This window comes from Limimonas halophila, assembly GCF_900100655.1.
In the GTDB taxonomy this organism is placed as follows: Bacteria; Pseudomonadota; Alphaproteobacteria; order Kiloniellales; family Rhodovibrionaceae; genus Limimonas; species Limimonas halophila.
Genome location: NZ_FNCE01000001.1, coordinates 451,823 through 465,131 on the forward strand (window position 1 = coordinate 451,823; position 13,309 = coordinate 465,131).

The window sequence follows — 13,309 nt, forward strand, 5'->3', positions numbered from 1 at the left end:
AACGGCTCGGAGGCAAGGAGTGACGACGATGCCACGCAGTCGACGGGGCACGGTTGGCCGATGCGGGCTCGTGCTGGCGGCGCCGGTTGTGCTGGCGCTGCTGGCGCCCATGCCGGCCGGGGCGCAGAGCGACGGGAACCTCCAGAACCTCGTGCAGAAGATCGAGCGCCTGCAGCGCGAGGTTCAAACGCTGCAGCGCGCCGTCTACAAGGGCGAGGAACCGCCCGAGCCCGAGCCGTCGCAATCGCAGGCAAACGCCGGCGGGCAGGGCGGCGGCATGCCGTCCGCCGCGGCGGCGCAGCTGCAAAGCCGCGTCTCCAGCCTGACCGAGCAGCTCCAGCGGCTCACGGGCCAGATCGAGGAAACCGGCTTCAAGCTGCGCAAGCTCAGCCAGCGCGTCGACCGGCTGGCAAAGGACGTGAACTTCCGGCTGAGCCGTCTGGAGAAGCAGGTGAGCGGCGGCACCGCCGCGGGGTCGGTCGGCGGCGTCCAGAAGCCCGCCGTGCCGGTCGGTGGCGGCGCGCAGACGGCGTCTGCCAGCGGGCAGGCCGGCTCGGCCTCGGCTGCCGGCGGCCAGCAGAACGGCGAGGGGGACACGCAGACGCTCGGCAGCGTGTCGCAGAAGACGGTCGACGATCTGCGCAGCGAGCAGCCGAGCGGGCCGAGCAACGACGCCAGCGACGTCCTTCCCGACAAGGCGCCGGGCAAGCAGTACCAGCATGCCTTCCGGCTGTTGCAGCAGGCCGACTACGGCAAGGCGGAAACGGCGCTCCAGGCCTTCGTCAAGGCGCATCCCGAGCACGACCTCGCCGGCAACGCCAAGTACTGGCTGGGCGAGACCTACTACGTTCGCGGGAACTACAAGAAGGCCGCCGCGACCTTCGCGGAGGGCTACAAGACCTATCCAGAGGGCAACAAGGCACCCGACAATCTCTTGAAGCTCGGGATGTCGCTGGCCGCGCTGGAACGCACCGAGGACGCGTGCGGGATCTTCCGCGAACTGATGAAGCGCTACCCCGACGCGCCCGCGAACATCCGCCAGCGCGCCAAGCGCGAGCAACAGAAGCTGGACTGTCCCAAGGCGTGAGTCCTGATCCCGGCCGGGTCGGGACCGCCGAGCCGCTCGGCCCGGACACCTTCGATTCCCTGATGGCGCCTCTCGCGCCCGATGACGCCCGGGCGCCCATCGGGGTCGCCGTGTCCGGCGGGGCGGACAGCCTCGCGCTTCTGACGCTCCTGGCCGACTGGGCGGTGGCGGACGGCCGGTTGATCCACGCCTTCACGGTCGATCACGGCCTGCGTGCCGAGGCCGCCGCCGAGGCCCGCTGGGTTGGCGAGGTGTGCGCCGCCCACCGCATCCCGCATACCATCCTGCATCCCGATCCGGCGCTCTCGCCTGATGCGGGTCAGGCCGCGATCCGTGAGGCGCGCTACGCCGCGCTCATCGCCGCGTGCCGGGACGCCGGGCTGGCGGATCTGGCGCTGGCCCACCACCTGAACGATCAGGCGGAAACCGTCCTGCTGCGCGTGCGCGCCGAAACCGGCCCGGCGGGCCTCGCCGGGATGCCGGCGGTGCGTCGGCGGGATGGTGTGCGCCTGATCCGGCCGCTGCTGCCGGTGGCGCGGGCGCGGCTGGAAGCCACGCTCCGGGCGCGCGGGCTAAACTGGGTGCGCGACCCGAGCAACGCGGACCGCCGCTTCACCCGCACGCGCGTCCGCCACGCCATGCCGGCGCTCGCCGAGGCTGGCCTGGACGCCGCGACGCTGGCGGAGATCGCGCACGGCATGGGCCGCGCCCGGCAGGTGGTGGAAACGGCGTGCACCGAGCTGCTCGCTGGGGCGGCGCGCCTTGAACCCTCGGGTTACGCCGTCGTTGACGCGGAGGAATGGGGCGAGCCGCCGCTGCCGCTCGCCCGCGACGCGCTGGCGCGCCTTATCTGCGCGGTCGGCGGGCGGACGCAGGCGCCGCGCGCACAGCGGCTCGACCGGCTGGCGGGGGCGCTGGCCGAGGGATTCACACAGGCGCGCACGCTCGGCGGCTGCCGCATCGTGCCGCACCGGAACGGCTGGCTGGTCGTGCGCGAGGTCGGGCGGACCCCGGCGACGCCGCTCGAACCCGGGCGGACGACCCGGGTCGACGGGCGCTTCACCGTACGGTTGTCCCCGGACGCGCCGGACGGCTTGGTTGCGGCGCCGCTCGGCCATGACGGCTGGGTGCGGCTCACGGCGGATGCGCCGTCGCTGCGCGCCACGGCCGTGCCCCCGCCGGCGCGGCCTGCGCTCATGGCCGTGCGGGACGAACACGGGCCGCGGCACGTCCCGGATCTGGGCTGGACGCGCGCGGATGCCGGCGCCGGGGAGCTGGCGGCGTGGTGTCACAGCCCCGCGTGCGGGCTGGCCCCGCCAGCCTTTACAGTTGCTCCGCGACCTGTCGACATTATGTCTAGAGACGTGAGCCATCATGGCGGCGCCGCTCCGGGGCGCGCCGGCCGCGAAACGGCTGAAAAGGATCGGGAACCGTGAACTTCTCGCGCAATGCGGCCCTGTGGATCATCGTCGTCCTGCTGCTGTTCGCCCTGTTCAATCTCTTCCAGGGCTCGCAACAGCGCGGCCCGCATCAGGAGATCGCGTACTCCAACTTCATGGAGCGCGTGACCGACGGCCGTGTGAACAGCGTGACGATCCAGGGTCAGACCATCACCGGGCAGTTCCAGGACGGCCGCCAGTTCAAGACGAACGCGCCCGAGGACTCCAGTCTGGTTCAGACCCTCAAGGACAACGGCGTGCACATCTCCGCCAAGCCCAAGGAGGAGATGAACCCGCTGCTGTCGGTGCTGATCTCCTGGTTCCCGATGCTGCTGCTGATCGGCGTGTGGATCTTCTTCATGCGCCAGATGCAGGGCGGCGGCCGTGGCGGCGCCATGGGCTTCGGCAAGTCCAAGGCCAAGATGCTCACGGAGAAGACCGGCACGGTGACCTTCGAGGACGTCGCCGGCATCGAGGAAGCCAAGCAGGAGCTGGAGGAGGTCGTCGACTTCCTGCGCGAGCCCGCGAAGTTCCAGCGCCTGGGCGGCCGCATCCCCAAGGGCCTGCTGCTCGTCGGCCCGCCGGGCACCGGCAAGACGCTGCTGGCCCGTGCGATCGCCGGTGAGGCCAACGTGCCCTTCTTCACCATCTCCGGCTCGGACTTCGTGGAGATGTTCGTTGGCGTGGGCGCCAGCCGCGTGCGCGACATGTTCGAGCAGGCAAAGAAGAACGCGCCCTGCATCGTCTTCATCGACGAGCTGGACGCCGTGGGCCGTCAGCGCGGGGCCGGCCTGGGCGGCGGCAACGACGAGCGCGAGCAGACGCTCAACCAGCTGCTGGTGGAGATGGACGGCTTCGAGTCGAACGAGGGCATCATCCTCGTCGCCGCCACCAACCGCCCGGACGTGCTCGACCCCGCGCTGCTGCGGCCGGGCCGCTTCGACCGCCAGATCACCGTGCCCAACCCGGACGTTGTGGGCCGCGAGCGCATTCTGCGCGTGCACATGCGCAAGCTGCCGCTGTCGCCCGACGTGGACGCCCGTGTGATCGCGCGCGGCACGCCCGGTTTCTCCGGCGCCGATCTCGCCAACCTAACCAACGAGGCGGCGCTGGTCGCCGCGCGCGCCAACAAGCGCGTGGTGACGATGAACGACTTCGAGGCGGCGAAGGACAAGGTGCTCATGGGCGCCGAGCGGCGCTCGATGGTCATGACCGAGGACGAGAAGGAGCTCACCGCCTATCACGAGGGCGGCCACGCCATCGTCTCCCTCTTCGTTCGCGGCAACGACCCGCTGCACAAGGTCACCATCATCCCGCGCGGGCAGGCCATGGGCGTGACAATGTCGCTGCCCGAAAAGGACCGCTACGGCTACAAGAAGAGCGAGATCACCGGGCGGCTGGCGATGATGTTCGGGGGCCGCGTGGCCGAAGATCTGATCTACGGCACGGACCACGTCACCACGGGCGCCGGCAACGACATCAAGCAGGCGACGCAGCTCGCCCGCCGCATGGTGACCGAGTGGGGCATGAGCGAGCGCCTGGGCCCGCTGCGCTACTCCGAGAACCAGCAGGACATCTTCCTCGGCCAGCAGGTCGGCCAGCACAAGAACCTTTCGGAGCACACCGCGCGCCTGATCGACGAGGAGGTCCACCGCTTCATCCACGAGGCGGAGGCGCGCGCGCGCGAGGTCCTGACCGAGCACCTGGACGACTTGCACAAGCTTGCCAAGGCGCTCCTGGAATACGAGACGCTCAGTGCCGACGAGGTGCAGAAGGTGATCAACGACGAGCCCATCGACCGCGACGAGCCGGACGACACCCCGGCCCGCGGCCGCCGCTCGTCCGTTCCCACCTCGGGCCGCACCTCCGGCGGCTGGGAACCCGAGCCGCAACCGAACTGACGCTGCGGCGGCTTCAGCCATGTCTCGGGCGGTGTCTGGGCTCCCCAGGCACCGCCCGCTTTTGTCCGGGGACCTGCTCGACGTTACCGCTGACCCGGTTGCGGAGGCGTTTTTCGGCGATATCTGCCGCCGGCTACACCCGCTCGATCAGCGTCAGGATCTTTTCGATGCGGTCGTCCGCGCCCAGGGGGAGATGGGCGACATCGTAGCGGACGTGGTCGCGGCCCTGCCAGTGCACCGCGTTGCGGGCGAAGACCGGTGCGGCTTCGTTCACAGCGTGCATGAGGCGCGGGTAGGCGTCGGTCGATAACGGCGACGCGTCATCGGCCGCGATCGTGATACCGGTCAGTTCCGCCGCGTAAATCTCTCGGATGGCCGTGCCGGCCAACCGGATCTCGAATCGCAGCGGGTCCCGGTGGACGTCCAGCATGATGATCGCCGGCAGCAGGCGCGGCATGTCCAGTGGATCAATGTGGCGCCGCGGCGGCACGCGCTGACCCGGTGGAATCCGGCCGCGCCAGTACCGCAGCGCTTCGTGGATGCTGGGCGAGCGGACCTCCTGTTCGGCAAGATCCACGGGGTATTCGGATGACCTCAAAGCCGGCGGCTCGCGACCCGTAACAATGTCTTAACCCTGACGCCGCACCCCACGCTACGACAACCGCCAGCGCATAAAAAGGGTTGAATTTGTAACGTGCCGGTGCGCTTCCGGCGCATGGAGAGCGCCGAAGGCGCTCCGCCAGTGACGGGATCAGGGCAGGAACTGTTCCTTCAGGATGCGCTCTTCCAGGTTGTGCTCGGGGTCGAAGAGCAGGTGCGAGGTGATGTCGCGGTCCTCATACACCGTCACCGAGCGCACGTCGCGCACCTCGGTGTAGTCCGCCGTGGCGCTCACCGGGCGCTTGCGGGCTTCGCGGATGTTGAAGGTCAGGCGCGCCTTGTGGGGCAGGAGGGCGCCGCGCCAGCGGCGCGGGCGGAAGGCGCTGATGGGCGTCAGCGCCAGCAGGGGCGCGCCGATGGGGATGATGGGGCCGTGGGCGGAGAGGTTGTAGGCCGTGCTGCCCGCTGGTGTGGCCACGATGATGCCGTCGCAGGTCAGCTCCTCCAGGCGCGTGACGTGGTCGATCCGCACGTCGATCTTGGCCGCCTGCCGGCTTTCGCGCAGCAGCGACACCTCGTTGATTGCCAGGGCGTCGCGCTCGGTGCCGTCGGTGCGCTCGGCGAGCATGCGTAGCGGATGCAGCTGCACCTCGTCGGCGCGGTCCAGGCGCTCGCGCAGGTTGTCGGGGCTGTATTCGTTCATCAGGAAGCCGACGGTGCCCCGGTTCATCCCGTAAATCGGGATCTGTTGGTCCATGTAGGTGTGCAGGCTTTCCAGCATCAGCCCGTCGCCGCCCAGCGCCACGATGACGTCGGCCTCTTCGGGCGGAACATGGGTGTAGCGGGCCTGCAGCTCGGCCAGGGCGTCCTGGGCTTCCTCGGCCTCGGAGGCGACGAAGCCGATGTGCCGTCGGCGCATGGGCATCTCCTCGGTGCGTGCGCGTGACCCTAACCGGCGCGCGGGCGGGCGGCCACCCGGCGGCGCATTTGACACCCGCCTGCGCGGCGCGATCTTGTGATCGGACACTCGGCCACGCTGCGGGGACCGTCATGGCATCAGCCCACCGCTTCGCCCTCGTCACCGGCGCCACCAGCGGCATCGGCGCGGCGTTCGCGCGCACGCTGCCCGCCGAAACCAACCTGCTGCTGACCGGGCGCAGCCCCGAGCGGCTGGAGCAGATGCGGGCCGAGCTTCAGGTCGGCGAGCGCATCGTGGACACCCTCCAGGCCGACCTCACGCGCGGCGCGGACCGTGCCCGCCTGATCGAGCGCGCCGAGGCGCACGCTGTCGATCTGCTGGTCAACAACGCCGGGATGGGCCAGTTCGGCGCGGTGTTGGACAACGATCCGCAGGCCGAGATCGACACCACGGTGCTCAACTGCACCGCGCCCGTGGAGCTGTCGGTGCGGCTGCTGCCGACGATGCTGGAGCGCGCCCGCGTCACGGGGCGCAACGCCGGGCTCATCAACGTCTCCAGCACCTTCGCCGTCTCGCCCGTGCCCTATGTGGCGACCTACAGCGCCAGCAAGGCCTTCATCCTGAGCTGGACGGAAGCCTTCGCGGAGGAGGTGTGCCGCCAGCCGCTGGATGTGCTGGCGTTGTGTCCCGGCGCTACGCGCACCGCCATCGCCGGTCGCGCCGGGCTGCGCGGTCAGGTTCCCTTCGCCGCGGAGCCCGAGGACGTGGCGAAACAGGGGCTGCGCGCGCTCGGCCGCCACACCGTCCACGTCTGCGGCGCCGGCAGCCGGGCGGTCCTGACACCCTACTTCGTGCCGCGCAAGCTGGCGGCGTCGGGCCTCAACCTGGCCATGGGCTTCGCCAAGCGCACGCTTGGGCGCTGACGCCGGACCGCTTACTGCGCCGTCGTGATCCCCCATGCGTCCGGATGCGCCGCCTCCAGCTGCGCCGCGAGCCGGAGCAGCCGATCCTCGCGGCCGAACGGTGCCATCGCCATGACGCCGAGCGGCAGGCCGTCCTCCGACCACACGAGCGGCAGGTTGGCGGCCGGACAGCCCGTGGCGTTCGCCAGGGGCAGGAAGGGGCCGTAGAGCGTGTGCCGTGTCAGCAGCGTTTCGGCGTCCACGCCGTCCGGGTCCAGCCAGCCCAGCTTGGCCGGCGGCTGCGCCAGGGTGGGCGTGAGCCAGATGTCGAAGCCCTGGAAAAAGCGCCCGAAGCGTCGGCCCAGGCCCAGGATGGTGTCGCGCATGCGCACCATCTCCGTGCCCGGCACGGGCCGGCCCTGCGCGGCGAGAGCTTCGGTAAAGGCCTCCAGCTCGCCCGGCTGAAGCTCGCGGCCCAGCAGCTCGGCGATCTGATCGAGCTGCGCGGCCGAATGCACGGTCACGAGCGTCAGCAGCGCCGTGCGCAGCGCGTCGTGGTCGAAGGCCGGCGCGGTTTCCTCGACGCGGTGGACCAGGTCCTCGCACATGCGCGCCACGCGCTCGACGGCAGCCCGGCAGGCGCCGTCGCTGGGCACGTCGCCGTCGCGGGTGAGGGCGATGCGCAGCGTGCCCGGGTCGCGCCCGACCTCATCCAGGTAGGGCCGGTCGGGCGGCGGCGCGGCGTAGGGATCGCCCGGTTCCGGGCCGGCGGCGACGTCGAGCAGGGCGGCGGAATCGCGCACGCTGCGCGTGATCGCGTGCATCGTCGCCATGCCGTTCCACGCCTCGGCGGCGGTCGGCCCCATGGGCACGCGGGCGCGCGTGGGTTTGAGCCCGAAGAGCCCGCACACCGAGGCCGGGCAGCGGATGGAGCCGCCGCCGTCGGACGCGTGGGCGGCGGGGACGATGCCGCTCGCCACGGCCGCGGCCGAGCCGCCGCTGGAGCCGCCGGCGCTGCGCCGGAGGTCGTGCGGGTTGCGCGTGGGGCCGAAGGCGCGCGGCTCCGTCGACAGCGACAGCCCGAATTCCGGGGTGTTGGTCTTGCCGAAGATGACCAGCCCGGCCGCCTTGCTGCGCGCGACGGCGGTGCTGGTCTCCGGCATGGGCGTGTCCCGGAAGAGCCCGCAGCCGTGGCTGGTGGGCACGCCCTCGATGCCCACGCCAAGATCCTTGAGGAGGTAGGGCACGCCCGCCAGCGGCGAGGCGCCGGGGTCGACAACATCCGCCGCGCGCTCGGCACGGTCGTCCAGGCGTGCGACGACGGCGTTCAACTCCGGGTTCAGGCGGTCCGCCGCATCCCGCGCGGCGTCCAGCAACTCGCGCGGGTGGACCTCGCGCCGGGCGACCAGCTCGCCCAGGCCAACGGCGTCATGTTGCGCGTAGCTTGCCCAGTCCATCACCCGCCGGTCACGCTCATGTGGCGGCTGACGGCGGGGCGCTGGTGGCGGCGGTCGATGACGAAGTCGTGGCCCTTGGGCTTGCGCGCGATGGCCTCGTGGATGGCGTCGATCAGCGGGCCGTCGTCGTCGCTCTGCCGCAGCGGCGTGCGCAGGTCGGCCGAATCTTCCTGGCCCAGGCACATGTGCATCGTGCCCACGCAGTCGACGCGCACGCGGTTGCAGCTTTCGCAGAAGTTGTGGGTCATGGGCGTGATGAAGCCCACGCGCCCGCCGGTTTCCGCGACCTGCACGTAGCGGGCGGGGCCGCCCGTTTTGTAGGGGATGTCGCTGAGCGTGTACTTTTTCGCCAGCTCGCCGCGCAGCATCGACAGCGGGTAGAACTGCTCCAGCCGGCTTTCGCCCACGTCGCCGAGCGGCATGACCTCGATGAAGGTGATGTCCCAGCCCTGCTCGTGCGCCCAGTGCATGAGCGTCTCGAACTCGTCGTCGTTCACGCCCTTGAGCGCCACGGTGTTGAGCTTGACGTGCAGGCCGGCGTCCTTCGCCGCTTCCAGCCCGCGCATCACCTTGTCGTAGTTGCCCCAGCGCGTGATCGCCTTGAACTTCTCGCGGTCCAGGCTGTCGAAGGAAACGTTGACGCGCTCCACGCCCAGCTCGCGCAGCCGGTGGGCGTGCTTTTCCAGCTGGCTGGCGTTGGTGGTCAGCGTCAGTTCGCGCAGATCGCCGCTGTCCAGGTGGCGGCTCAGGCGCTCGATCAGCCACATGATGTTCCGGCGCACCAGCGGCTCGCCGCCCGTCAGGCGCAGCTTGTCCACGCCCAGGCGCACGAGCGTGGAGCACAGGCGGTCCAGCTCCTCCAGCGAGAGGATTTCCCGCTTGGGCAGGAAGGTCATGTCCTCCGCCATGCAGTAGACGCAGCGGAAGTCGCAGCGATCCGTCACGGACACGCGCACGTAGGTGATCTCGCGGCCGAAGGGATCGACCAGCTGGCTCATGGTTCGCCTCGCCCTTGCAGCGGCTCAGGTGGTCAGCAGCGTGGGTGTACGCCTTGACTTTAACGCGCCCGCGCGCGCACGTCGCCCATAGCCGATGTGGGCCTTTGCCGCACCGCGCCAAACAGGCCGCGGACCGACCCCGGGAGGGTGCGGGTGAACGCCTATCTGACCACGCGCGAGGTCGCCGCCTACCTGCGCATCACCGAGCGCCGCGTCTACGAGCTGGTGCGCCAGCGCGCCATTCCATGCACGCGCGCCACCGGCAAGTGGCTGTTTCCGCGCCCCATGGTGGACCGCTGGCTGGTGGAGCAGCTCGAAGGCCCCGATCCCGGCGCGGCCCGGCCGGCGAACGTGCTCGCGGGCAGCCACGACCCGCTTTTGAGTTGGGCGGTGCGCGCCAGCGAGAGCGGGCTGGCGCTCATGCCGGGCGGCAGCACGGACGGCCTGCGCCAGGTGGAGCAGGGGCGGGCAGCCGCGGCGGGGCTGCATCTGCACGATCCCGACAGCGGCGATTTCAACGTCCACGCCGTGCGCACGAGCGCGGCGGTGCGCGGCTGCGTCCTGCTCACCTGGGCGTGGCGGCGGCAGGGGCTGGTGCTGCCGGCGGGCAATCCGGACGGCGTCACCGGCCTGGCGGACGTGGTCGAGCGCGGCCTGCCGCTGGCGCGCCGGCAGGCGGACTCGGGCAGCGGGCTGCTGCTCGGCCGGATGCTGGCGGACCTCGGCTACAGCGTCGACGCGCCGCGCTTTGTCGAGGACACGGCCCACGGCGAAACCGAGGTCGGCATGGCCGTTCTCCAGGGCCGGGCGCGGGCCGGGCTGGCGGTGGAAGCGGCGGCGCGCGGCCTGGGCCTGGGCTTCGTGCCGCTGACCTGGGAGCGCTTCGACCTGCTGCTGGATCGCCGCGCCGCCTTCGAGCCGCCGCTGCAGGCGCTGTTCGCCTTCGCGCGCTCGGCGGGGTTTCGCGCCGAGGCCACCCGCCTGGGCGGCTACGACATCGCGTCTCTCGGAACGGTTCAGGTGAACGGCCCGTGAGTGGTTGCGGCCGCGCCCGTTTGCTAGCTTGGCGCTCGCGATCAAGAAGGAGTGGATCGATGCTGAAGCACGCGATGCGCCATCTGGGTCTGGTGGCCGCCGCCGGCCTCTTCGCCGCGTCCGCCCACGCGGCCGACGTCCAGTTCCTTGGCCAGGCGACACTAAAGATCAAGACGCAGAACGATCAGACGATCATGGTCGATCCCTTCGTGCGCAAGAACCCGGTGACGCCGGAGGCGGCGAAGGACCTGAGCACCCACGGCGAAACGGACCTGATCCTGCTCACGCACGGCCACTTCGACCACATCGCCGACGCGCCGGCGCTGGCCGAGCAAACGGGCGCGGACGTGGCGTTGAACGCGGACATGGGCAACACCTTCCGCACCGAGGGCATCATCCCCGGCGAGCAGCTCATCCGCTTCAACAAGGGCGGCACAATCACCCCGCTGGACGGCGTCTCGGTGACGATGGTGCCGGCCGAGCACAGCTCCAACGTGATGTACGGCGCCGACGACAGCGCCAAGAAGCACAACTTCCCCGGCGGCGAGCCGGCCGGCTACGTCATCGACCTGCCGGACGGGACGACGCTCTACCACGCCGGCGACACCGGGCCGTTCGCCGAGATGCGCTGGATCGCCGCGCAGCACGAGCCCGACGTGGCCTTCCTGCCCGTCGGCGACCGCTTCACGATGGGGCCGGGCAATGGCGCCGCGGCCGTGACCGAGCTGCTCGGCACGGACACCGTGGTGCCTATCCACCACAGCGCCTTCGACATGCTCACCGGCACGCCCGAAGCGTTCCAAAACGCCCTCGACGACCGCGACTACGACGGCGAGGTCGTCGTCATGGAGCCGGGCGAAACCAAGGATTTCTGAACCCGATTCCGGGGTAGGGCGGATTGGCCGTAGGCCCGCCTGCGGCGTCGCCGCCGCAAGGCGGCAATCCGCCGTCCCTCATAGGTGTGCTCACCGAGCGGCAACGACAACAAGCCGGGGATGTATCAGCGGGATCTCGTCAGGGTTCTTTCTCCTTTACAGTATCGGGCTTCTTTTTCGGAAACAGGCGTGGGGGGCTATGACGACACGCATTCATCGCCTGAAAGCCAGATAACACGGCCATGACGGTTTGGGGCGGACGTTCTTAATTCTTTACGGTCGCCTTCCGTTGCGGCTGCCCACGGCTTTATTATAGAATTATAAATTATACTATAAAGCAGTATGGAGGGTTTGGATATGATTGACGAGCGTGCTGATCCGAAGCTTGTCAAAATGTTCTCGGATTATATAAATCAAGAAGACGTTCGAGATGCGTTTTTTTATCTTATTGGAATTTCTGCCTCGTTAGAAAAATACAAATGTATACCGAAAGCCGTCAAAAACGATAAAAATAAGAAAAGCTTCAAAATCCGTAATGTAAAAACGGAAAAGGATGAATTTTCATTTATTGTTAATAGAGAATCCATTTTGTTTTATATAAGAAAGCCAGCTTTGGATTCCGGATTTTATGATTTTGACAAAATAAATAATATTTTCGGATGCACTGAAAACAATCTAGGTGAGTGGGAGGTTCGGATATTGACCACAAAGGACGCTAAATCGTTGTGGCAATATCTGGAAAAATGCAATCCAAAATTCACCTAAAAAGCCTTATTTTATATGTCAGATTCATGTGATGCGCACTCGCTAGAGCAGATCGCCGTAAAGCAGAATCACCCGCGTGATTCTGCTTGCTCGTGCGTGAATCTGCTCGCACAGGAAAGACAGGAACCTAGCGTGAGGTTTCCGGCCTTCTCGGCAGACACGATTTCATGCACGATGCTCTAAATTCTATTCGGCTCTTCTGTAGGCATTTCCATTACAAGAACCGCCGCCCCGTGCAGCTCGCCCTCGCGCAGGCGGCGCAGGGCCTCGTTGGCCTGGTCGAGTGGGAAGGTTTCCACCTGCGTGGTCACGGGCACCTTGGGCGCGATCTGTAGGAATTCCTCGCCGTCCCGGCGCGTGAGGTTGGCGACCGAGACGACCTCGCGCTCGCGCCACAGGATCTCGTAGGGGAAGCTCGGGATGTCGCTCATGTGAATCCCGGCGCAGACCACCGTGCCGCCGGGCCGGACGGCGCGCAGCGCGGCGGGCACCAGCTCGCCCACGGGCGCGAAGATGATCGCGGCGTCCAACGGCTCGGGCGCGGGCTGATCGCTGTCCTGGGCCGTGGCCGCGCCCAGGTCCTTGGCGAAGCGCTTGGCACCCGCGTCGCCGGGGCGCACGAAGGCGTGGATCGTGCGGCCCTGCCAGGTGGCGACCTGGGCGATGATGTGCGCGGCGGCACCGAAGCCGTAGAGGCCCAGCCGTTTGCCGTCGCCCGCCTTGCGCAGCGACCGGTAGCCGATCAGCCCCGCGCACAGCAGCGGCGCCATCTCGGCGTCCGACTGCTGGCTCTCGGGAATGGCGAAGACGTAGCGCGCGTCCGCCACGGCGTATTGCGCGTAGCCGCCGTCCAGGGTGTAGCCGGTAAAGCCCGCGTTCTCGCACAGGTTTTCCTGGCCCGCGCGGCAATAGACACATTCGCCGCAGGTCCAGCCCAGCCAGGGGATGCCCACGCGCTGGCCCTGGTCGAAGCCCGCGACATTCGCGCCGACGGCATCGACGGTGCCGACGATCTCGTGACCGGGGATGACGTCCGGCTTGGGGTGGGCCAGGTCGCCGTCGAGGACGTGCAGGTCCGTGCGGCACACTCCACAGGCGGAAATGCGCACGCGCACCTGGTTCGCGGCCGGCTCGGGAACCGCGACGTCTTCCGCCGCAAGCGGCTCATCCTGGTCGTGCAGCACCATCGCGCGCATGGCGGCCATCCTCCAGCGACTCACACCCGAACACCGCAGAGCTTAGCATTTCGCACGGGGGCGCGGCGACGCGCCGGCACAACTTGTCGCACCGGCGCTCAGGGCGCATATGCGGGGCAACGAGACACATGCGGG

12 protein-coding genes are annotated in these 13,309 nt (G+C 68.9%); 7 read left to right on the plus strand and 5 right to left on the minus strand.

All coding sequences use genetic code 11. The features are described 5' to 3' along the window. Positions 1-28 precede the first annotated feature (28 nt). From ybgF to ftsH, 3 genes are read left to right on the plus strand one after another with little or no spacing between them, the layout of a single operon-like run. Entirely contained in the window at positions 29-1,087 is a 1,059-nt protein-coding gene (gene ybgF, locus BLQ43_RS02120) for a tol-pal system protein YbgF (protein ID WP_143006123.1), read from the plus strand. Next, positions 1,084-2,523: a tRNA lysidine(34) synthetase TilS gene (gene tilS, locus BLQ43_RS02125; protein WP_143006124.1), complete on the plus strand. Its 1,440-nt coding sequence runs from the start codon at positions 1,084-1,086 to the stop codon at positions 2,521-2,523. The genes ybgF and tilS overlap by 4 nt, the downstream gene beginning before the upstream one ends. Further along, positions 2,520-4,427, plus strand: a complete 1,908-nt coding sequence (gene ftsH, locus BLQ43_RS02130) for an ATP-dependent zinc metalloprotease FtsH (protein ID WP_090018457.1) — start codon at positions 2,520-2,522, stop codon at positions 4,425-4,427. Before tilS ends, ftsH begins: the two co-directional genes overlap by 4 nt. A 133-nt stretch (positions 4,428-4,560) precedes the next feature. Here ftsH and BLQ43_RS02135 read toward each other — a convergent pair whose 3' ends face one another. Next, a complete protein-coding gene (locus tag BLQ43_RS02135; protein ID WP_176758471.1) occupies positions 4,561-5,004 on the minus strand; it encodes a PAS domain-containing protein in 444 nt (147 codons plus the stop codon). A gap of 174 nt (positions 5,005-5,178) precedes the next feature. Then, positions 5,179-5,946 (minus strand): NAD kinase, encoded by a 768-nt coding sequence (locus tag BLQ43_RS02140; protein WP_090018459.1) that lies wholly within the window; start codon positions 5,944-5,946, stop codon positions 5,179-5,181. Between the two features lie 131 nt (positions 5,947-6,077). On the opposite strand from BLQ43_RS02140, the gene BLQ43_RS02145 reads away from it, so the two are divergent. After that, positions 6,078-6,869 carry an SDR family NAD(P)-dependent oxidoreductase gene (locus tag BLQ43_RS02145; protein ID WP_090018460.1) on the plus strand — a complete coding sequence of 264 codons (792 nt, stop codon included), beginning with the start codon at positions 6,078-6,080 and terminating at the stop codon, positions 6,867-6,869. An 11-nt stretch (positions 6,870-6,880) separates the two neighbouring features. Here BLQ43_RS02145 and BLQ43_RS02150 read toward each other — a convergent pair whose 3' ends face one another. Both BLQ43_RS02150 and moaA read right to left on the minus strand, forming a co-directional pair. Then, positions 6,881-8,305: an amidase gene (locus BLQ43_RS02150; protein WP_218119086.1), complete on the minus strand. Its 1,425-nt coding sequence runs from the start codon at positions 8,303-8,305 to the stop codon at positions 6,881-6,883. Next, positions 8,305-9,303 carry a GTP 3',8-cyclase MoaA gene (moaA, locus tag BLQ43_RS02155; protein ID WP_090018462.1) on the minus strand — a complete coding sequence of 333 codons (999 nt, stop codon included), beginning with the start codon at positions 9,301-9,303 and terminating at the stop codon, positions 8,305-8,307. Before moaA ends, BLQ43_RS02150 begins: the two co-directional genes overlap by 1 nt. A 153-nt stretch (positions 9,304-9,456) precedes the next feature. Here moaA and BLQ43_RS02160 point away from each other — a divergent pair, with 153 nt between their 5' ends. The 3 genes from BLQ43_RS02160 (at position 9,457) to BLQ43_RS14225 (ending at position 11,978) form a co-directional block, all read left to right on the plus strand. Next, the gene (locus tag BLQ43_RS02160; protein ID WP_218119087.1) at positions 9,457-10,338 is read left to right on the plus strand and encodes a substrate-binding domain-containing protein; all 882 of its coding nucleotides are present in this window, start codon (positions 9,457-9,459) and stop codon (positions 10,336-10,338) included. Positions 10,339-10,397: 59 nt separating this feature from the next. Then, a complete protein-coding gene (locus BLQ43_RS02165; protein WP_090018464.1) occupies positions 10,398-11,213 on the plus strand; it encodes a metal-dependent hydrolase in 816 nt (271 codons plus the stop codon). 357 nt (positions 11,214-11,570) lie between these two features. Continuing rightward, on the plus strand, positions 11,571-11,978 hold the full coding sequence (locus tag BLQ43_RS14225) for a hypothetical protein (RefSeq protein WP_143006125.1): 408 nt from the start codon (positions 11,571-11,573) through the stop codon (positions 11,976-11,978). A 179-nt stretch (positions 11,979-12,157) separates the two neighbouring features. Here BLQ43_RS14225 and BLQ43_RS02170 read toward each other — a convergent pair whose 3' ends face one another. Next, positions 12,158-13,174, minus strand: a complete 1,017-nt coding sequence (locus BLQ43_RS02170; protein ID WP_090018649.1) for a zinc-dependent alcohol dehydrogenase family protein — start codon at positions 13,172-13,174, stop codon at positions 12,158-12,160. Positions 13,175-13,309 lie beyond the last annotated feature (135 nt).

Bases quoted from the DNA above. Each gene is read 5' to 3' on its own strand.
- BLQ43_RS02165 (WP_090018464.1), top strand. From the start codon at position 10,398: ATGCTGAAGCACGCGATGCGCCATCTGGGTCTGGTGGCCGCCGCCGGC.
- BLQ43_RS02170 (WP_090018649.1), bottom strand. From the start codon at position 13,174: ATGCGCGCGATGGTGCTGCACGACCAGGATGAGCCGCTTGCGGCGGAA.
- BLQ43_RS02140 (WP_090018459.1), bottom strand. From the start codon at position 5,946: ATGCGCCGACGGCACATCGGCTTCGTCGCCTCCGAGGCCGAGGAAGCC.
- BLQ43_RS02145 (WP_090018460.1), top strand. From the start codon at position 6,078: ATGGCATCAGCCCACCGCTTCGCCCTCGTCACCGGCGCCACCAGCGGC.
- ybgF (WP_143006123.1), top strand. From the start codon at position 29: ATGCCACGCAGTCGACGGGGCACGGTTGGCCGATGCGGGCTCGTGCTG.
- moaA (WP_090018462.1), bottom strand. From the start codon at position 9,303: ATGAGCCAGCTGGTCGATCCCTTCGGCCGCGAGATCACCTACGTGCGC.
- BLQ43_RS14225 (WP_143006125.1), top strand. From the start codon at position 11,571: ATGATTGACGAGCGTGCTGATCCGAAGCTTGTCAAAATGTTCTCGGAT.
- BLQ43_RS02150 (WP_218119086.1), bottom strand. From the start codon at position 8,305: ATGGACTGGGCAAGCTACGCGCAACATGACGCCGTTGGCCTGGGCGAG.